The following is a 19,564-nucleotide window of genomic DNA, read 5'->3' as shown; positions in this document are numbered from 1 at the left end:
TTCTGTAACATATAACAGAGATTGGGGGAGAAATATTTGAAACTTTTTACATTAAAGTTTAGGATCTGTGTCTTGGTCATAATTTTCACCATAGCGCCTTTATTTGTGCAGCTTTCTATAGCACTAAAAGCTTCTACAGAAAATTTGACAACAAGTGTACAAGCCCTCAATGAATCAGTGAATAAGAACTACCTTGAGAAGTTTGACAATTACATCAACCAAATAGCTAAAATAATAGAGATTGTTCCTCAATCAGCTGATATATTAGCTTTGGAAGGCTTCGAAAGAGAGAGGGTAGTAAGAAAACTGGTTTCAGCTGATAATAGCATCAAGAGAGCCACATTAGCCGATGGCAACGGCATTGTGCTGTTTTCTACAGATACATCTTTGAATGGTACTGACATTGGTGAGGAAATATGGTATAAAGAGGCTTTGAAGGGGGAAAGGTATATTTCCAACTCCTTTATGGATGAAAAATTACACCTTCCCGTGTTCACCATATCCATTCCAGTTTTGGATCAGGCTATGAGACCGGCAGGGGTTGTAAGTGCTCAGGTAGGATTTGATAATATTCAATTCATATGTCAAAATATAAAGACAGGAAATACTGGTTATACATACATAGTGGACAAGAATGGCATTGTACTTGCACATCCCAAGTATAAAGAGATGGTTCTCGAAGAGTATAATGCAGTGACCAATATGATAAAAGGTGCCGTTAATGTTGTAAAAGGTCAAAGGGGAACAGAAGAATACAAAAACAGCCAGGGAAAAGAAGTAATAGGCACTTATGATATTATACCTTCCACTGGATGGGGTATCATCAGCGAAATAGAGCTATGGGAAGCATTGGAACCTATAGAGGAAGAAAAGGTCAAATACGCCACTACTGCAATAGTTGCTTTCCTTATAGCAGCTGTAGCAAGCTATTTGTTAGCTGTAATGATTACCAAACCACTTTTGGCAATGTCTAAGGTGGCAGGAGAATATGAAAACGGTATTTTATCAAAGAGAATAACAATTAAATCAAATGATGAGATAGGAAAGTTGCAGAAATCCTTCAATGCCATGGCAGACTCACTGGTGGCAATTTTGGCAGAAGTAAACAAGGCGGTAGAAGAAGTTAATGTATTTTCAAGAGAACTCAGTGACGGAGCCAATATCAGCGCAGCTTCCATAGAAGAAATATCAGCTATAGTGGCCAATGTGGCGGAAGGAGCTTCAAACCAGCTGACTTCACTAGAAGAAACTAATAATATTGCGAATGAAGTAACCTTATCTGTTGAAAATGTTTCCAAAAGTTCCAAGGAAGTTGCTGATTCTGCCAAAGAAGCAGCTCAAAAGGCTCAGGAAGGTTCAGATAATATTAAAGTTGTAAATGAGAGAATGGAAGTAATCAAGTCCAATGTAGAAAACTCTGCTGCTTTGGTAGAGAAGCTGGGTACTAAGTCTTCACAAGTAAGTGGTATTGTAAAGATAATACAGGAGATTGCAGAAAGGACAAATTTGCTTGCTCTTAATGCAGCTATAGAAGCAGCAAGGGCAGGAGAGGCAGGAAGAGGGTTTAGTGTAGTGGCTGATGAGGTAAGACAATTAGCAGACCAAACCAAGGAAGCCTCTATGGATATAGAAAAAGTTATAGAAGAAATTCAGAAGGAAACCATGGATACAGTTGATGCTATGAATGAAGGACTGAAGGATGTGGAGCATAGCGTGGAAGCTATAGAAAAAACCAACAGCGCCTTTGATAAAATCATCTCTATGATTAAGACTGTATCAGAGAAAATTATCGAAGTGTCAGAATCGATTTACCAGCTGAAGGATGAGATGAGCAAGATAAACGCTTCACTGGATAAGGTAAGCCAAGTATCCATAGCTACATCAGAAGGAACCCAGAACATTCTGGCAGGCACAGAAGAACAAGCCTCTGCCCTCCAGCAGATAAATGAATCTGCTGCCCAACTCAATGCAATGGCAGAAAACCTCCAAGAAACAATAGGAAGGTTTAAACTGTAACGAAATAATGGAAATAATAGGTGTGTATAAATCATTTGGACGGCATATGTGCCGTCCAAATGATTTATACACACCTATTAATCTGTTACTATTTTTACCCCTTCATTAGATGCCCCTACAACCTTCAAAGTCCAATTCCCTTTTACGCTTTTCAAATGCTCCCTCATGGCAATCTCGAACCCCTTTTCATCTTTGGATAATATTGCAATGATGGTAGGACCCGCTCCGCTTAGGAAGCTGGCCAATGCTCCCAGGGATTGAGCCTTATCAACTATTTCATCAAATCCCGGTACCAGGCTCTTCCTATAGCGTTGGTGAAGCTTATCCTTGCAGGCATACTTCAGCAATTCTCCATCTCCTGCTATCATAGCAGCGGTAAAGAGGGAGGCTTTGCCAACATTAAACACTCCATCGCCGAAGGCAATCTCCTTAGGCAGGACTCCTCTTGCCTGAGAAGTAGGCAATGTATACTCAGGATACATTACAGCATATTTGAAACCTTCGTAAGCCTCTCGACGATAATACACTACCTTTCCTTCATCCATGGAAGAAACGGTGAAACCACCTAAAAAGGCAGGCACAATATTATCCGGATGACCTTCTATTTCAGTTCCAATTTCTATTAATTCATCTATAGACAGATTTGCACCCGACATGATATTACCGGCTATGCATCCTGCAGCAATACAAGCAGCACTGCTGCCTAAGCCACGGCATACGGGAATGCCTACCTGCTGCTCTATATCAATCATTGGCATGTTTTTCCCTGCTATATCGAATACTTTTTTTGCTGCCATATATATCATGTTGTTCTTATCAGAAAAATCCTTATGAGACTTGATGAATCTCACTCTGTTTTCAATATCCAAGGCCAGTCCAAGGCAGTCAAAACCCGGCCCTAGATTGGCAGTGGTAGCTTTTACAACAACTTCCATCATAATACCACCGCCTTTATGCAAGAACATCCATCAAATCATTTATGTCAGCAGATATATTCATCATATTTATATCTCTATTCATAGCAGTATCAGGATCCTTCAGACCATTGCCTGTTAATATGCAGACCACAGTTTTTCCTGAAAGGTCATGGGTCTTGGCATATTTCATCAACCCTGCCAGACTTGCACAGGAAGCTGGTTCTGCAAATATACCCTCTCTGGAGGATAATAGTCTGTAAGCTTCCAAGATCTCATCATCAGTGACCTTATCTATTGCACCTTGGGATTCTCTCAGGGCAGCATTAGCCTTATCCCAGGAGGCGGGATTACCTATTCTGATGGCAGTTGCGATGGTTTCAGGATTCTCTATAACCCTTCCTTCTACTATGGGGGCAGCACCTGCAGCCTGGACCCCCATCATCTTAGGCAGTCTGTCTATTACATTGTTTTCCTTATACTCTTTATAGCCCTTCCAGTAGGCAGATATATTCCCCGCATTTCCAACAGGCATAAACTGATAGTCTGGTACCTTGCCCAAGTCATCACATATTTCAAAGGCTCCTGTTTTCTGACCTTCCAATCTATAGGGGTTAATTGAGTTTACTATAGTTACTGGAAATTTCTCGGCAGCTTCTTTTACCAGATTTAGGGCTTGGTCGAAATTACCCTTTATCTGAACAATATCCGCTCCGTATACTACTGCCTGGGCTAACTTTCCCATGGCTACTTTTCCTTCCGGTATAAGCACGATACATCTTATTCCGGCTCTAGCTGCATAAGCCGCCGCAGATGCCGAAGTGTTGCCTGTAGAGGCACAGATCACATTTTTGGAGCCATCGGCTACAGCTTTAGTTATAGCTGCAGTCATGCCCCTATCCTTAAAGGAACCGGTAGGATTTACTCCTTCATACTTGAAATATAGTTTGCAATCACCTACAATATCCTTTAGATTACTGGACTCGATAAAGGGCGTGTTACCCTCATTTAGAGTAATTATATTATCACAGTAGATATCTTTTAAATAATCCTTATACCTTTCTATTAAGCCTTTATACAACTCAAGCACTCCTCGCATAATAAGTTTATCTATTCCATAGCAATTATTTCTACTTTGTTGCAACCTCTCTTGTCGGACAAAAGTTTTATCAGCTGGTCTGGGGTCACATCCATGAATTTTGTATCAACAGTCATTGTCAAAGATGCAACATCCATTACAGGTATGTTTTGATTTATGGTAAGAATATTACCTTTTAATGAAGCTATAACATTGATGATGTCAGAAAGAACTCCCGGCTCATGGCGCAGTAGCATGAAAAGATTGACTATCCTACCCCTTTCCTGAGTGGTATAATCAAACACAGTATCCTTATATTTGTAAAAAGTACTGCGGCTCAAAGATACCATTTCGCAGGCCTGCTGGATTGTAGTAGCCTCTCCTCTTTTTAGCAGCCTTTTGGCTGTTATAACTTTTTCAAATACATCGGGTAGCACATTAGAATGAACTATTAACATTCTATCCACCGCCATTTTTTCATCACCTTTCTGTACGCATATAAAATACATATGTATATGACATGAGCATATTCTAGCACAAATTTGAAAAGTTAGCAAGAAAGAATAGAGAACAGGATTAGTGTGGTTTCACAAAAGATCCCAGAGGACTTCCCAAATACTCGCAACTCGTTGCCCGTAACTAGTAAACTGTAACCAATTATTGAAAAACTATCAAAAGAAATGTATATTATTAATGGATTAAAATATCAGGAGAGATGAAATCATGTCGGAAATACTCGTAAAAGAAACAAGGGACCCGGTGGTTGAGAATATTCACAGAGGAGATATTGTTGTTGTAAATGGTGAAGGAGAAAAGATTGCATATCTGGGAGACCCCGATAAACTCGCATACATGCGTTCTGCTGCCAAACCCTTTCAAGCCTGTGCAGTTTTGGAAAGCGGCGCTATAGATTATTTCGGATTGACGGAAAGAGAACTTGCAGTAATCTGCGGCTCCCACTATGCTGAAGAGTTTCATGTTTTGGCAGTGCTATCCATACTATACAAGATTGGATTGGATGAAAGATACCTTCAATGCGGACCCTCCTATTCCATCAGCTCTAAAGTTACAATGGATTATGTGAAAAAAGGCGTTGAAAAGAAAAATGTATTCCATAGCTGCTCCGGTAAGCAGGCAGGGATGTTGGCTATAGCAGCAAAAGAAGGCTTTGATGCAAGTACCTACCTGGACATAAATAACCCTGTACAACAAATGATACTGGATGTTATTGCATATTTTGCCGAAATGGATAGGGAAAAAATAATAATTGGTGTAGATGGTTGCGGTGCCCCTGTCCATGCTATGCCTTTAATAAACATGGCCAAGGCTTACATGAAATTGGCGAACCCTTCCCATGTAGATGAAAAATATGTAGCTCCAATAAGAAAAGTAGCTATGGCTATGACCGGTTATCCTGAAATGATCGCAGGGACAGGAGCATTCGATACTGAACTGATGAAAGTCACAAGAGGTAGATTGGTGGCCAAGCTGGGCTCAGATGGAGTATATTGTGTTGGAGCAATGAGAAAGGATATGGGCATAGCCATAAAGATGGAAGATGGGAATGTTAAGGTGCTGCCCTCAGTAGTCCTTGAAACCCTAAAACAGCTTGAGCTCATAAACCATGAGGAACTGGAAGAACTGAAACACTTCTATACAATGAACATAAAGAACAGCCAAGGAGATAAAATAGGAGAAATAAAACCGGACTTCAAATTAAACCACTAAAAACACTAAAACACGCGTGCCTCGTGTCAGGACGGAAAAGAAATACCCCAGGCTACGCAGCCCGTAGCAAGACCCTATAGGAATCCCTAGGCCATGACAAGTGACCAGCGACCAGAGACTAGCGACTGACCCCAAAGGAATACCTTATAGCAAAGAAAGAGAGAGTGATATATTGGATATAGTTACCACCCTGAGCCAGGAACTAAATATAAAGCCCTGGCAGATAGAAAACACCATAGAACTCATAGATGCAGGCAATACCATACCCTTTATAGCCAGATATAGAAAGGAACAAACAGGAGAATTAACCGATACTCAATTGAGAGAATTAGGTGAGAGACTCCAATATCTTAGAAATCTGGAAAACAGAAAATCAGAAGTTATAAAGCTTATAGATGAGCAAGGCAAGCTCACAGAGGAACTAAAAGCAAAGATAGAAGCAGCTCAAGTACTGCAAGAGGTGGAGGACCTATATAGACCCTACAGACCGAAGAAGAGAACCAGAGCATCCATCGCAAAGGAGAAAGGCTTGGAGCCTCTTGCCCAGTTTATATCTGAGCAAAAGGAAGCAGACAGAAGCTTGGAAGAAATAGCTTCAGAATATATAAACCCGGAACTTGGTGTAGAAACATGGGAAGATGCTGTAAAAGGTGCTATGGACATAATAGCAGAGGACATCTCCGACAATGCGGATTACAGGAAGTTTATAAGAGAGCTTACCTTCAATCTGGGTACCATAAGCACCAAAGGCTTGACGGATGAAAAGTCCGAATACCAGATGTACTATGACTTTGCCGAACCTATAAAAAAGATACCTTCCCACAGGGTTCTGGCGATAAATCGTGGAGAAAAAGAAAAGATGCTTTCCGTAAAGATAGATGCACCTGTGGACAGAATAATAGCTAAGCTGGAAGCAAATATATTAATAGAAAAATCTCCCTATGGTACTATTCTAAATGATACAATCAAGGACTCCTATGACAGGCTTATAGCTCCATCTATAGAAAGAGAAATCAGGAATGAGCTTACTGAAAAGGCAGAAGAGCAAGCGATAAAAGTGTTTGGTACCAATTTGAAAAATCTACTCCTTCAGCCTCCTATAAAAGGAAAGAACGTTATGGGCTTCGACCCTGCCTACAGAACTGGCTGCAAGATTGCGGTTTTGGATGATACAGGGAAACTTTTGGATACCACCACTGTATATGCCACACCTCCCCAGAACAAGGTTGAAGAATCCAAGGAAGAGCTGAAGAAACTTATAGAGAAGCATAATGTAGAAATAATATCTCTTGGAAATGGCACAGCCTCAAGGGAATCAGAAAAAATATGTGCAGAAATAATAAAGGAAATGGATAGACCACTTCATTATATCATAGTAAATGAAGCAGGAGCCTCTGTATACTCTGCATCAGAGCTGGCAGCCAAGGAATACCCTGATGTAAATGTTTCCCTAAGAGGAGCCATATCCATAGGCAGAAGGCTTCAGGATCCGCTGGCTGAACTGGTAAAAATAGATCCTAAATCTATCGGTGTGGGACAATACCAGCATGATGTATCCCAGAAAAAATTATCCGAAGCCCTCAATGCAGTTGTAGAGGATTGTGTAAACTCAGTAGGAGTTGATCTCAATACTGCCACCCCATCCTTGCTCCAATATGTATCGGGCATAAACTCTGCGGTGGCAAAGAATATAGTAGCCTACAGGGAAGAAAACGGGAAGTTTAAGAGCAGAAAAGAGCTTTTAAAGGTAAAGAAGCTTGGAGAAAAAGCCTTTGAGCAATGTGCAGGATTTTTAAGAATACCTGAATCAGACAATATACTGGACAATACAGCAGTACATCCAGAATCCTATGAAGCTGCAGAGAAGCTATTGGAAAAGCTAGGTTGTAAAGATTCAGAGCCAAAAGCTTTATCAGAGTCACTTCATATGGTTAAACTGCTGGATATAGAAAAATTGTCTCTAGAAATAGGGGTAGGAGTGCCGACGCTTAGAGATATAATCAAGGAACTCCAAAAACCCGGCAGAGACCCTAGAGATGAAATGCCCAAGCCCATATTTCATACCGATGTGCTGGAAATGAAAGATCTGAGGCCAGGAATGATACTTACTGGTACAGTAAGAAATGTTATAGATTTTGGAGCCTTTGTGGATATAGGTGTTCATCAGGACGGATTGGTGCATATATCCGAACTGGCAGACAAATTTGTAAAGCACCCCATGGATGTAGTACAGGTAGGAGATATCGTGAAGGTTAAGGTACTGGATGTAGATATGGACAGAAACCGTATCAGCCTCAGTATGAAAGGATTAATGTAATCCAATAAAGCAAAATAAAAATACATATAGGGGGTTAAAGCATGATACTTATAAAAAACGGAAAAATACTTACAATGGCAGATAAGAATTATGAAAAGGGAAGTGTATTAATAGATAAGGGCAAGATAATAGATGTAGGAGAGGATGTTGAAGCACCAGCAGGTGCCATGGTAATAGATGCAGAGGGCAAAATAGTAATGCCGGGTATAATCGATGCTCACTGCCATCTGGGTATGTGGGAAGACTCCATAGGCTTTGAAGGTTCTGATGGCAACGAGATGACAGATCCTGTGACACCCCACCTCAGAGCCATAGATGCAATAAATCCTATGGATCGAACCTTTGAAGAAGCCAGGGAAGGAGGCATCACCACAGTATGTACCGGTCCTGGCAGTGCCAATGTAATAGGAGGCACCTTTACCATTATCAAGACCTATGGAAAAAGAATAGATAATATGATTGTCAGAGATCCTGCAGCTATGAAGATAGCTTTTGGTGAAAATCCTAAAACCGTATATAACGATAAGAAGCAGATGCCTTCTACCAGGATGGCTACGGCAGCCATATTGAGAGAGCAGTTGATTAAGGCTAAAGCTTATAAGGAAAAGCTGGAGAAGTCCAAGGAAGATCCTGACAAGAAGCCGGATTTTGATATGAAGATGGAGGCTTTGCTCAAGGTTATAAATAAAGAAATACCTTTGAAGGCCCATGCTCATAGAGCAGATGATGTATTTACTGCCATCAGGATTGCCAATGAGTTTGATGTGGATATAACATTGGAACACTGTACAGAGGGACATCTTATAGCAGATGAGCTGGCCAAAGAGGGTAAGCCAGTCATAAGCGGTCCTCATTTCACAGAAAGATCCAAGCCGGAATTAAAAAACAAGACCTATGAATCTCCTGTAGCTTTATGGAAGGCAGGGGTAAAATTCTGCATTATGACAGATCATCCTGTAATACCCATACAGCATCTGCCCATATGTGCCGGCCTTGTGGCAAAGGAGGGCTTGGATGAAATGGAAGCATTAAAAGCCATAACAATCTATCCGGCAGAAATACTGAAAATAGATGACAAAGTAGGCAGCATTGAGGTAGGCAAGGATGCAGATATAGTGATATTTGATGGACATCCCTTCAACACAACATCGAAGACGGAAGCTGTATTGATAAACGGTGAAGTAGTATATAGAAAATAAATATTGTTCAGGCTGTTGCGGAGTTTATTCCTGCAGCAGCTTTTTCTTTTGCAATCAGAAGGGAATAATATTAAAAGATGACATGGCCGGGTTGCATGGGAGGTGAAAAGCAATATGAAGAGATTAAAAAAATTCTTATTGCCCATATTATGTGTTGCTTTATTTGGAGAAATATATTTTTATCCCTTTAGAAGCAGTTTCAGATTTTCTGCAGGTATAATAGTCTTAAACTTGATAATACTTATTTCAGACCCTGTATCCGAATTCAAGCTTTCCCTATTATCCGGCATGGCAGTATTTCTACTTAGAAGTACAGTTGATGTATTTATTGAGAATAGCAGCTTTCAGTATATATATCAGCAAAACCTTCCCTCAGGCATATATTATGTGTTTTATGGAGCATTGGCTGTATTTCTCTCAATAAAGAAATATCAAGGGAAGATTCTCACGGGTATATTGCTTTTTTCGGCTATAGATTCACTGAGCAATATTGTTGAGGCTCTGATTCGCGATGGCCATGTTAGCTTCAGCATGGTTCAAATAATTATCATGGTGGGCTTGGTTAGAAGCATTACTGCATATATAATATATGTCCTCTACAAGAATCAGGAGCTTTTTATACAAAAGAGGGAGCATCAGAAGAGATACAGCCAGCTTAACCTTTTAGTCTCCGATATACAGGCTGAAATGTTTTATCTGAAAAAATCCATGGCTGATATAGAAAAGGTCATGGGCAAAAGCTATAAGCTCTATGAGAAGTATAAAGATGACAGGGAATTGCAGGAGGACACCTTGGACATTGCCCGGGAAGTCCATGAGATAAAAAAGGACTACAACAGGGTGCTGGGAGGATTTGAAAGCTTCCTGAAAAAATTTGAAACCAATGATTTGATGACTTTAGGAGACATGAAGAACATAATAGAGGAGAATACTAATAGATACTTGGATGCAAAAGAACTCAAAAATAGTATTTGCATAGAATTTGATTTTAGAGATAATTTTTCTCTTAAGAAATACTACAGTCTTTTTACTGTCTTAAATAATCTGATAGTTAATGCGTTGGATGCCTGTACTTCAAATGGGAGGATAAAAGTTACGCAGACAAGTGATAAAGAGCATATATATTTTCATGTGGAGGACAATGGTGAAGGTATAGATGAAGAAATAATTCCTTACATATACAATCCCGGCTTTACTACAAAATACTACAATGATACAGGCAAGGCTTCCACAGGTATAGGTCTTGCTCATGTGAAGAATATCGTAGAGGAGCTGGGAGGAAGTATAGAGGTAGAGTCAAAGCCTGGGCAGGGTACATTATTTACTGTATCTTTGCCTAAAAATTCATTGTTAGGGTGATTGTTTATGCAAAACACTTTTCTTATTATAGATGATGATATAAATATAAGGAAGATGCTTGTCCATATTATCTCTAAAAATGATTTAGGAAAAGTTGTAGCTGAGTTGGACAGCGGTCTGGATGCGGAGAAAGAGATACTTTTTTATAACCCGGATGTGGTCTTGATAGATTTGCTCCTGCCGGTGAAGGATGGTATAGAGATAATAGAAAATGTGAAAGCCGAAGGTTATAAAGGAAAATTCATTATGATTTCTCAGGTTGAAGATGAGCATATGATCTCTAAAGCCTATGAAAAGGGCATAGTGTTTTTTATTGGGAAGCCTATAAATTTGATGGAAGCGGTTAATGTAATCAAAGGGGTTTGCCACAGCATTGAGTTGGAAAGATCCGTTGAGCTGATAAAAAATGCAGTAGTAGGCATAGGCGGCAATACTAATATTACAAAGGACAAACCCAGCGTAAATGATGAGCTAAACAGGATTTTTACAGACATAGGTATCATCAGCGAGTCAGGAGTGAAAGATTTAATAAATCTCATAAAAAAAGTTATAGACTTTAAAAAACAATATGGAAACCAGCAGTATCAGCTTCAGGATTTTTACCGTAGGATAGCGGAAGAAGAACTTGGCATAAAAGATGCCTCTGTGGGATCAAAGGCCATAGAGCAGCGCATAAGAAGGACCATACTGAAAGCCTTGGAAAACATAGCGGCTTTAGGCTATGATGATTTTTACAGCAGTAAATTTGTAGAATACAGCACCATATTGTTTGATTTCAAGCAGGTAAAACAGGAAATGCGCTATTTAGAGAATTCAAAGGAGGAAAGAGGAAAAATCAATATCAGAAAGTTCATTGAAGGCGTAATAAGCAAGCTAAATATTTAGACAATTGAAGCCTATCATGCAAATATATGCTGATGAGTGAAAAATAAAAATCTTTTTTGTTACAATTTATAGTACTTTGTAGTATGATGTAATGCCTCCATATAATATGTTATGTAATCATGAATTATTATGGAGGTGTTATAATGACATTGAAACTAGATATGCTTCAAACCATTGCTTTGGCTGTGATTGTTTTATTATTGGGACAGGCATTAAGAAAGAGAATCGGATTTTTAGAGAAATATTGTATACCTGCACCGGTTATAGGAGGATTGATTTTTGCAGTATTAGCTTTGGTATTGAGGCAGGCGAATATTTTATCCTTTGAGATGGATGAAACATTAAAAAATGTATTTATGACCGCTTTCTTTACTACTGTAGGATTTACAGCAAGCTTTAAGCTTTTGAAAAAGGGCGGTATAAAGGTCTTGATATTTCTAGGTGTCGCTACAGCATTGGTAGTGCTTCAAAACATTTTAGGTGTAAGTCTTGCCAAGGTTTTCGGTTTAAATCCGCTAATAGGACTTTCCACAGGCTCTGTACCCATGACAGGAGGCCATGGAACATCCGGTGCCTTTGCACCATTGTTTGAAGAAGCAGGAGCCATAGGAGCCACTACAGTAGCCATGGCATCTGCAACCTTTGGACTTATAATGGGAAGCATGATAGGGGGACCCATAGCCAAAAGGCTTATTGAGAAAAACTCTTTAACCAGCAGGAATAATAATCTGGAGATGACTTCTACTGCAGCTAAAGAGGAAACAAAAAAACTTGTACCACAAAACTTTATGTCTGCTACAGTTCAGATTATCCTTGCCATGGGTATTGGGACAGTGATTTCAGCTGTGTTAGAAAAAACAGGCATGACCTTCCCTTCTTATATAGGAGCCATGTTTGCAGCAGCAATCATGAGAAATATTTCTGACAGCACAAGTTTATTTGATGTTCGAATAGATGAGATAGATATTATAGGCAATATATCCTTATCCATATTTTTATCCATGGCTTTAATGACTTTGAAGCTTTGGGAACTTGCAGAATTAGCAGGACCTTTGGTAGTTATGCTTCTTGCCCAAACTTTATTGATGGCAGTATTTGCTTACTTCATAACCTTCAATCTTATGGGCAGAGATTATGAAGCTGCCGTTATAACTGGCGGACATTGTGGTTTTGGTATGGGTGCCACACCAAATGCTATTGCTAATATGGAGACTATATCAGCCAAATTTGGTGCTGCACCGGTAGCATTCTTCATACTGCCTTTGGTAGGAAGCTTGTTTATTGATTTCTTTAACACAGGTGTAATAACAACATTTATGAATTTTATATTGTAATCAATAATATAAATATTTTGTGTTAAAAACATATTGCATATTAAATAACAATGTATTAAAATATAGGTGAAAACAGAAAACTGATTATAATCTTCAGGGACGGGTGCAATTCCCTACCGGCGGTACAGCCCGCGAGCCGAAAGGCAGATCCGGTTAGATTCCGGAGCCGACAGTATAGTCTGGATGAGAGAAGATTTATTTTTATGAATAATTTTAAAAATAAGTCCCTGATTATATCAGGGATTTTGTTTTCCAAAATTATTTATAAAAATCGGAGGTTAGAAATGAAAAATTCTAAATTGCAATTAACAACAAAAATCGGGATTTTATCAGCATTGGCATTCCTTTTGTACTTAATCGAATTTCCCTTACCCTTGTTTCCTTCCTTCTTGAAGATTGATTTGGGCGACTTGCCTGCAATAATAGGTGCATTTGCATTAGGACCATGGGTCGGGGTGGCTATTGAGCTCGTTAAGAACATACTACATCTTATGATTCGCTCATCAACAGGAGGAATCGGGGAATTAGGGAATTTCCTTACAGGCTCAGCCTATGTATTGGTTGCAGGATATATATATGTTAGAAACAAGAGCAAAAAGACTGCTATAATGGGCTTGATAACAGGAACCATATTAATGTCACTGGCTATGTGCGTATTTAACTTCTTCATACTCATACCTGTTTTCACCAACAGTCCTATATCCATGGAAAACTTACCTCTTATACTGACAGCTATACTACCCTTTAACCTTATAAAAGGCGTGTTGTTATCAATCATCACATTGGTGCTCTACAAAAGCCTTTCGCCAATATTACATGCAAATATTTATAACCAAGTGGCAGATAAAAGAGCTAGATAGGTATACTTTTAGCGAAAAATGAAATATAATAATTTTAAATGAAGCTGATATCCGGAGCAAAACATTTTGCTCCGGTATTTGCATTGTGCTGGAGGTTGTTATGGTAAGACTATTTTCGAAAAGTGCAGAAGATACATATAGAATAGGTGAAAAACTAGGTAGACTTCTTTTCTCAGGAAGCATAGTCTGCCTCACTGGAGATCTGGGAGCTGGAAAAACAGCTTTCACCCAGGGAATAGGCAAAGGACTGGGAATTTCGGAGCATGTTGTAAGTCCTACTTATACAATAATCAATGAATATACTACCGGAAGGATACCTTTATATCATTTCGATGTTTATAGATTGGGAAGCTCCGATGAGATGTATGAGCTAGGCTGCGATGAGTATTTTTATGGAGACGGAGCTACAGTGTTGGAATGGGCGGATAATGTGGATGATGTGATACCTGATGAGAGGCTTTGGATAACCATAAGGAAGCTGGAAAACCCGGATGAAAGAGAAATAGTGTTCGAGGCCTCCGGTTCAGACTATGAGAAGCTATTGAAGGAGATGGAGAAGGATGAGGATATTAGCCATTGATACTTCTACTGCAGCTGCTTCTTCTGCCATCATAGAGGATGGAAGGCTGCTGTGTGAGTTTACTATAAACGATGGAAGAAAGCACTCGGAGAAATTGATGAACATTATAAATATAACATTGGAAAACAGCGGAATAGAGATAAGCCAGATAGATGCTTTTGCATGCTCTATAGGGCCCGGTTCCTTCACGGGGCTGAGGCTTGGGGCAGCAGCAGTGAAGGGTCTCGGCCAGGCCCTGGATAAACCTGTTATAGCTGTTCCTACTTTAGATGCATTGGCCTATAATATTTTTCCCTGTAAGAGTCTTGTTTGTCCCATGCTGGATGCCCAGAGGAAGATGGTGTATTCCGCATTGTACAGGATAGAAGATGATAAACTGATAAAACTGGAGGATTACAGAGCCATAGACATAGATATGCTTATTGACAGGCTTGAAAATTATGGCGAGGAAATAGTGATTTTGGGTGATGGAGTGCCTATGTTTGGAAATAAGCTGAAGGATGCCCTTACTAATGTAATCGAAGCATCACCTGGCACATTATATCCCAGGGCTTCTTCTGTGGCTATATTAGCAGAAGAACTGTACAAGGAAGGTAAAATTTTAAAGTATAATGAGCTGGAGCTTTATTATATAAGGAAATCCCAGGCGGAGGTAGAATACGAGAAAAAGCAGAAAATTGAAATAGCTCCCATGAAGGGAGAAGATATTAAGGCGGTATACGATGTGGAATGCAAGAGCTTTACAACTCCCTGGTCATTAGAATCCTTTACATCGGAAATATATAACAATAATATGGCAAGGTATCTGGTGGCCAAAATCGGCGATGAAGTTGTGGGCTATGGCGGAATGTGGATTGTGCTGGATGAAGGTCATATAACCAATATTGCTGTACATCCAGACCATAGAGGGAAGAAGATAGGGGATGAATTGGTAAAGGCGTTGATAAAACTGGCTAGAGATAATGATGTGAGAAGAATGACCCTGGAGGTCAGACCTTCCAATTGGACTGCTATAAATTTATATAGAAAATATGGCTTCAAGGAAGCTGGAGTGAGAAAGGGATACTACGAAGACACCGGAGAAGATGCAACAATAATGTGGTTAGAATTATAGGGGATTCCTTTTATGATGGTCTCTAGCCTCTAGTCGCTGGTCTCTAGTGTTAGGGTATTCCTTATGGGTCACTTTGTGAAGAACACGGATTGCCACGGAGGGTTACTTTTTTAACCACTATAAGATACTAAAGGAATACCCTAGCCTAAAAACTCGCGTCACACATCAAGCATCAAGACCCAAGAGGAATACAAAAATACTGGTGACTAGCGACCAGAGACCAGAGACCAGAGACTAACTTAAGAGGAATACCCAAAATTCATAGTTCTTAGCTCATAGATCAGACTTTTTGATAAAAAGGTACGTATATATTCCAGAACCGATTATAAAGGTGGGGTTAATTTGGATGGGGCAGATATAGAAATAATAAATAAATGCCTGGAAGGAGATGATTCTGCTTTTGAAGAGCTGGTGACCAGATACAAAAGGTTGATATTCAACACATCTTACAGGATGCTGGGCAGCTATGAAGAGGCAGAAGATGCATCCCAGGAAGCCTTCATACGGATGTACAGATCCCTTAAAAGGTATGACCCCCAATACAAATTCTCTACCTGGGCTGTTAGGATTACTAGTAATTATTGTCTTGATTTGCTTAGAAAGAGGAAGGGGGATACAGTTCCCATAGAAGAACAGTACAATTTAAAGGATGAAGGCTTAACTCCCGAAGAAGAGTATGTGCGGCATGAGAAGCAGCAAATGGTAATAAAAGCAGTAGACAGTTTACCACCAAAATATAAAGAACTTATAATACTCTTTCATAACAGAGGGTTATCTTATTCGGAAATAATGGAGGTTACAGGGGAATCACTGACCATTGTAAAAAATAGACTATATAGAGCTCGGCAAATGTTGAAGGATATATTGAAGGATATGGACAAGGAGGGTGAGAAGCTATGGAATGCAGCGAAATAAGCAATTTGATTATGAAGTATGTAGACGGTGATATCAGCGAAGTTGAGCGAAAGCTTTTGAACAAGCATAAACTTTCCTGCGAAAGATGCAATCAGGAATTTGAGATGATGACAGAAATGATAAAGTGCATAAATGAGCTGCCCGAGGTTTCTCCACCTTATGATTTTGAGGCTAAGGTTATGGGCAAAATAAGCAAGCAGAGGGTTCGAAGCAGCATGCTGAATATGCTCATAGGTGCTGTAGGTATGTTGGCATTTGCATATTATATGATTATTTTTGTTATATTGCCTTTCATTCAAGATGCAGGCATTGGGCAAATGCTGCTTGGCTACGGCCGTTTTGCCTTGGATCTTATTGGGAAATATATTATGAATATATTAGTTTACCTGCCAATTACCATAGATAATTTGCTTATATTAAGAAACATTATGATAAAAGATTATATGCATATTATGCTTTTCATTGCAGGTGCAGTCATGATCTTTAATCTAGGGCTTATAAGAATCATTAATCTCCAGCGGGAATAAGGGGGAGTCCAATTGAAAAAGAAATATATCCTGGTAGCCATATTGATTATGACGGTTTTTCTCACTGCTGCTTTTTCTGTAAGAGATGGAAATTCAGGTACATTTACTATGGGAGAAGAATTGAGAGTTAAAGAGGGAGAAGAAGTAAATGGAGATGCAGCTGTTATATTTGGAGATGCAATTATAGATGGCGTGGTAGACGGAGAGTTTGCCGTCATATTTGGGGACGCTGATGTTTCTGGTACAATTGATGGAAATTTAGCCGTTATATTTGGAGATGCAACTATCGATGGCAGAGTAGAAGGCAATGTAGCTGCCATATTTGGTGATATTATAGCAGGGAATAATGCAGTCATAGGGGGAAATGCTGCTGCGGTAGCAGGTCAAGTGAAAAAGTCCACTGGTTCTATTATTCAAGGCGAGATAGCTAGTGTCCATGGACCTTTCAGAGCCGACAGGGCAGACTTGGTACCTTTAATGGCCATCTCTTCTATTATTGGATTAGTAGTATTTTTCGGATTGTCCGCACTATTACTGGTATTGATCCCTGATAGAATGAATTTTATGGTAGAAAGCGCTCCAACGAAGATTTGGAGAAGATTTGGCATAGGTATTGCAGCTTACCTGATGTTTATACCTGCCATTATTGCTTTGGCTATAACCATAATAGGAATGCTATTGATTCCTATATTTATAGCAGGTTTTTTCCTCACTGCATTTATAGGTATGGCAGCTTTGAAGCTGACTATAGGAAGAAGGATAACCGGCAAACTGGAAGGAAGAGGAGCTCCTTATATCTATCTGTTGGTAGGTTCTATACTGGTGTTTGTATTGCCTTTCATACCTGTCCTGGGCTGGCTTGCGTATATTTTTGCAGCTTCAGTGGGGTTGGGACTTGTATTGGATACCAGGCTTGGAAAGCCGAAAGCAAGAGCCGTCTAGAAAAATTATTTATAAATTTGCTTTATATGTCCTAAGTAATGTGCTATAATATATAAATGTTGTTATATTATATGTTGCATTATAGGGGGAATAAAATTGCTGCTCCGTGAATTTGAAATAGACGGCCATATTATTCGTCTAAGTGAAATGGATGAAATATTCATTGCAGAGGTCGTTGATCCAGATGGTGGAAGACAATTTTATCATGAGTTTTCCAACTACGAGAACATAAAAGATGGCTTCAATCAGATAATAGAGGAAAATGAAGCTAAGAAAATTGATATAAAAAGAGTTTTAACTATTCTGGAAAATAGTAAATAATTTTAGCAGCAGGGGCAGGATAATATCCTGCCTTTTGTACATGCTAATGTATGGGAAAATGCGTGGCATATGGGAGAGATGAAACAGTGGAAAAAGATATCGTCATATTAGCTATAGAGAGTTCGTGTGATGAGACTTCAGCGGCTTTGGTGAGAAACGGAAGAGATGTGCTATCCAATATCATATCAAGCCAAATAAGTGTACATAAAAAGTTTGGCGGTGTGGTGCCGGAGGTGGCGTCAAGAAAGCATATAGAAAATATCAGCGATGTAATAGATACAGCCTTATCAGAAGCTGGATTGAAATTGGATGATATACAAGGTGTTGCTGTAACCTATGGACCAGGTTTGGTGGGAGCCTTGTTAATTGGATTGACTACAGCGAAGGCTTTGGCTTTTGCCAGAAAGTTGCCTCTTATTGGAGTCAATCATATAGAAGGACATATTTATGCAAACTTTATTCAACATAAGGATTTGGAGCCTCCTTTTGTATGCCTTGTAGCCTCAGGAGGCCATAGTCATATTGTAAATGTTGTGGATTATGGCAAGTATGAGATTATGGGCATGACCAGGGATGATGCAGCAGGAGAGGCTTTTGACAAGATAGCTAGAGCATTGGGTTTAGGATATCCTGGAGGACCTCAGATTGATAAGCTTGCCAGGGAAGGGAATGCTGATGCTATAGATTTTCCTAGAGCCTATTTGGAGGAAGGAAGCTTTGACTTCAGCTTCAGCGGTCTGAAATCAGCAGTGCTGAATTATCTGAACAGCCTTTCTATGAAGGGTATAAAACCGAATATTCCTGATGTGGCAGCAAGCTTTCAACAGGCGGTAGTAGATGTATTATCCGATAAGCTCATTGCAGCAGCAGAAGCGAAAAATTCACCTTATGCTGTGCTGGCAGGAGGTGTCGCTGCCAACAGCAAGCTGAGAGAAGAGCTGAGCGCTAAGGGAGCCAAGAAAGGTATTAAGGTGCTATACCCAGATCCAATACTCTGCACCGACAATGCGGCTATGATCGGAAGTGCAGGCTATTATAAACTGATACGTGGAGAAGTTTCCGAAATGAATCTCAACGCAGTTCCTAATCTGACTTTGTAAGAACTCAGATCTCAGAACTCAGAGCTCAGGATACGGGTATTCCTTTTGGGTGTTTTTGAACCACTAAAGGACACAAAAATTTCACTAAAGACACTAAGGCATTCATATATAGTTGTTGTAGCGGCATAAGCCAATCTAAGGGATATATAATATCGCATAAAATATTAACTCTGGTGACTCTAATGCTCATCTAAAAGAGAATTTTAACGGCGCAAAACGGGCATCCATGCCCTATGCTTCGCCAGTTGCGCCTAGCGCGACCTCCATGTCCTGGATGCCAGCCTAGGCATCCAGGACATGGAGGTCCTTTGGGTGCCGTTAGGCTTTTTGTGAGATCAAGCTATAGAACTACCAAAGCGAGCTCTTATATCTAAA

18 protein-coding genes and 1 riboswitch are annotated in these 19,564 nt (G+C 39.7%); of the genes, 15 read left to right on the top strand and 3 right to left on the bottom strand.

The genetic code is table 11. From position 1 onward, the window contains the following. Positions 1–36 precede the first annotated feature (36 nt). Entirely contained in the window at positions 37–2,016 is a 1,980-nt protein-coding gene (locus tag ACESM9_RS06420; RefSeq protein ID WP_372996448.1) for a methyl-accepting chemotaxis protein, read from the top strand. Between the two features lie 77 nt (positions 2,017–2,093). Here ACESM9_RS06420 and thrB read toward each other — a convergent pair whose 3' ends face one another. Genes thrB through ACESM9_RS06405 form a run of 3 tightly spaced genes read right to left on the bottom strand, consistent with a single transcriptional unit; the run spans position 2,094 to position 4,517 of the window. Further along, positions 2,094–2,954, bottom strand: a complete 861-nt coding sequence (gene thrB, locus ACESM9_RS06415; RefSeq protein WP_372996446.1) for a homoserine kinase — start codon at positions 2,952–2,954, stop codon at positions 2,094–2,096. 13 nt (positions 2,955–2,967) lie between these two features. Then, positions 2,968–4,029 carry a threonine synthase gene (gene thrC / locus ACESM9_RS06410; protein WP_372996465.1) on the bottom strand — a complete coding sequence of 354 codons (1,062 nt, stop codon included), beginning with the start codon at positions 4,027–4,029 and terminating at the stop codon, positions 2,968–2,970. 11 nt (positions 4,030–4,040) lie between these two features. Further along, complete coding sequence (locus ACESM9_RS06405; RefSeq protein WP_372996444.1) at positions 4,041–4,517, bottom strand: ACT domain-containing protein; 477 nt, start codon at positions 4,515–4,517, stop codon at positions 4,041–4,043. A 214-nt stretch (positions 4,518–4,731) separates the two neighbouring features. On the opposite strand from ACESM9_RS06405, the gene ACESM9_RS06400 reads away from it, so the two are divergent. The 14 genes from ACESM9_RS06400 to tsaD all read left to right on the top strand — a co-directional run bounded on the left by ACESM9_RS06400 (position 4,732) and on the right by tsaD (position 19,189). Continuing rightward, on the top strand, positions 4,732–5,736 hold the full coding sequence (locus tag ACESM9_RS06400; protein ID WP_372996442.1) for an asparaginase: 1,005 nt from the start codon (positions 4,732–4,734) through the stop codon (positions 5,734–5,736). A 172-nt stretch (positions 5,737–5,908) separates the two neighbouring features. Beyond that, positions 5,909–8,053 carry a Tex family protein gene (locus ACESM9_RS06395; protein WP_372996463.1) on the top strand — a complete coding sequence of 715 codons (2,145 nt, stop codon included), beginning with the start codon at positions 5,909–5,911 and terminating at the stop codon, positions 8,051–8,053. 41 nt (positions 8,054–8,094) lie between these two features. Then, a complete protein-coding gene (locus ACESM9_RS06390) occupies positions 8,095–9,252 on the top strand; it encodes an amidohydrolase (protein WP_372996440.1) in 1,158 nt (385 codons plus the stop codon). 114 nt (positions 9,253–9,366) lie between these two features. After that, positions 9,367–10,611, top strand: a complete 1,245-nt coding sequence (locus ACESM9_RS06385) for an ATP-binding protein (RefSeq protein ID WP_372996438.1) — start codon at positions 9,367–9,369, stop codon at positions 10,609–10,611. A gap of 6 nt (positions 10,612–10,617) precedes the next feature. Next, entirely contained in the window at positions 10,618–11,496 is an 879-nt protein-coding gene (locus tag ACESM9_RS06380; protein WP_372996436.1) for a response regulator, read from the top strand. 143 nt (positions 11,497–11,639) lie between these two features. Continuing rightward, positions 11,640–12,830: a sodium/glutamate symporter gene (gltS, locus tag ACESM9_RS06375; protein WP_372996434.1), complete on the top strand. Its 1,191-nt coding sequence runs from the start codon at positions 11,640–11,642 to the stop codon at positions 12,828–12,830. Positions 12,831–12,915: 85 nt separating this feature from the next. After that, a riboswitch (FMN riboswitch) is annotated at positions 12,916–13,029 on the top strand. Between the two features lie 85 nt (positions 13,030–13,114). Beyond that, the gene (locus ACESM9_RS06370; protein WP_372996432.1) at positions 13,115–13,690 is read left to right on the top strand and encodes an ECF transporter S component; all 576 of its coding nucleotides are present in this window, start codon (positions 13,115–13,117) and stop codon (positions 13,688–13,690) included. Between the two features lie 100 nt (positions 13,691–13,790). Further along, positions 13,791–14,270 (top strand): tRNA (adenosine(37)-N6)-threonylcarbamoyltransferase complex ATPase subunit type 1 TsaE, encoded by a 480-nt coding sequence (tsaE, locus tag ACESM9_RS06365; RefSeq protein ID WP_372996430.1) that lies wholly within the window; start codon positions 13,791–13,793, stop codon positions 14,268–14,270. Beyond that, on the top strand, positions 14,251–15,384 hold the full coding sequence (tsaB, locus tag ACESM9_RS06360; protein ID WP_372996428.1) for a tRNA (adenosine(37)-N6)-threonylcarbamoyltransferase complex dimerization subunit type 1 TsaB: 1,134 nt from the start codon (positions 14,251–14,253) through the stop codon (positions 15,382–15,384). Before tsaE ends, tsaB begins: the two co-directional genes overlap by 20 nt. Before the next feature lie 342 nt (positions 15,385–15,726). Next, on the top strand, positions 15,727–16,299 hold the full coding sequence (locus tag ACESM9_RS06355; protein WP_372996426.1) for an RNA polymerase sigma factor: 573 nt from the start codon (positions 15,727–15,729) through the stop codon (positions 16,297–16,299). Beyond that, positions 16,281–16,826 carry an anti-sigma factor family protein gene (locus ACESM9_RS06350; RefSeq protein WP_372996424.1) on the top strand — a complete coding sequence of 182 codons (546 nt, stop codon included), beginning with the start codon at positions 16,281–16,283 and terminating at the stop codon, positions 16,824–16,826. Before ACESM9_RS06355 ends, ACESM9_RS06350 begins: the two co-directional genes overlap by 19 nt. Positions 16,827–16,838: 12 nt before the next feature. Then, positions 16,839–17,768, top strand: coding sequence for a hypothetical protein (locus ACESM9_RS06345; RefSeq protein ID WP_372996422.1), 930 nt, complete (start codon positions 16,839–16,841; stop codon positions 17,766–17,768). 96 nt (positions 17,769–17,864) lie between these two features. Continuing rightward, positions 17,865–18,089, top strand: coding sequence for a hypothetical protein (locus tag ACESM9_RS06340; RefSeq protein ID WP_372996420.1), 225 nt, complete (start codon positions 17,865–17,867; stop codon positions 18,087–18,089). A 50-nt stretch (positions 18,090–18,139) separates the two neighbouring features. After that, positions 18,140–19,189, top strand: coding sequence for a tRNA (adenosine(37)-N6)-threonylcarbamoyltransferase complex transferase subunit TsaD (gene tsaD, locus ACESM9_RS06335; protein ID WP_372996418.1), 1,050 nt, complete (start codon positions 18,140–18,142; stop codon positions 19,187–19,189). The last annotated feature ends 375 nt before the right edge of the window (positions 19,190–19,564 follow it).

The sequence above is a fragment of the Lutispora sp. genome (assembly GCF_041687175.1).
In the GTDB taxonomy this organism is placed as follows: domain Bacteria; phylum Bacillota; class Clostridia; order Lutisporales; family Lutisporaceae; genus Lutispora.
The sequence above is the reverse complement of the archived record's forward strand: the minus strand, read 5'-3'. Positions and strand labels throughout refer to the sequence as shown.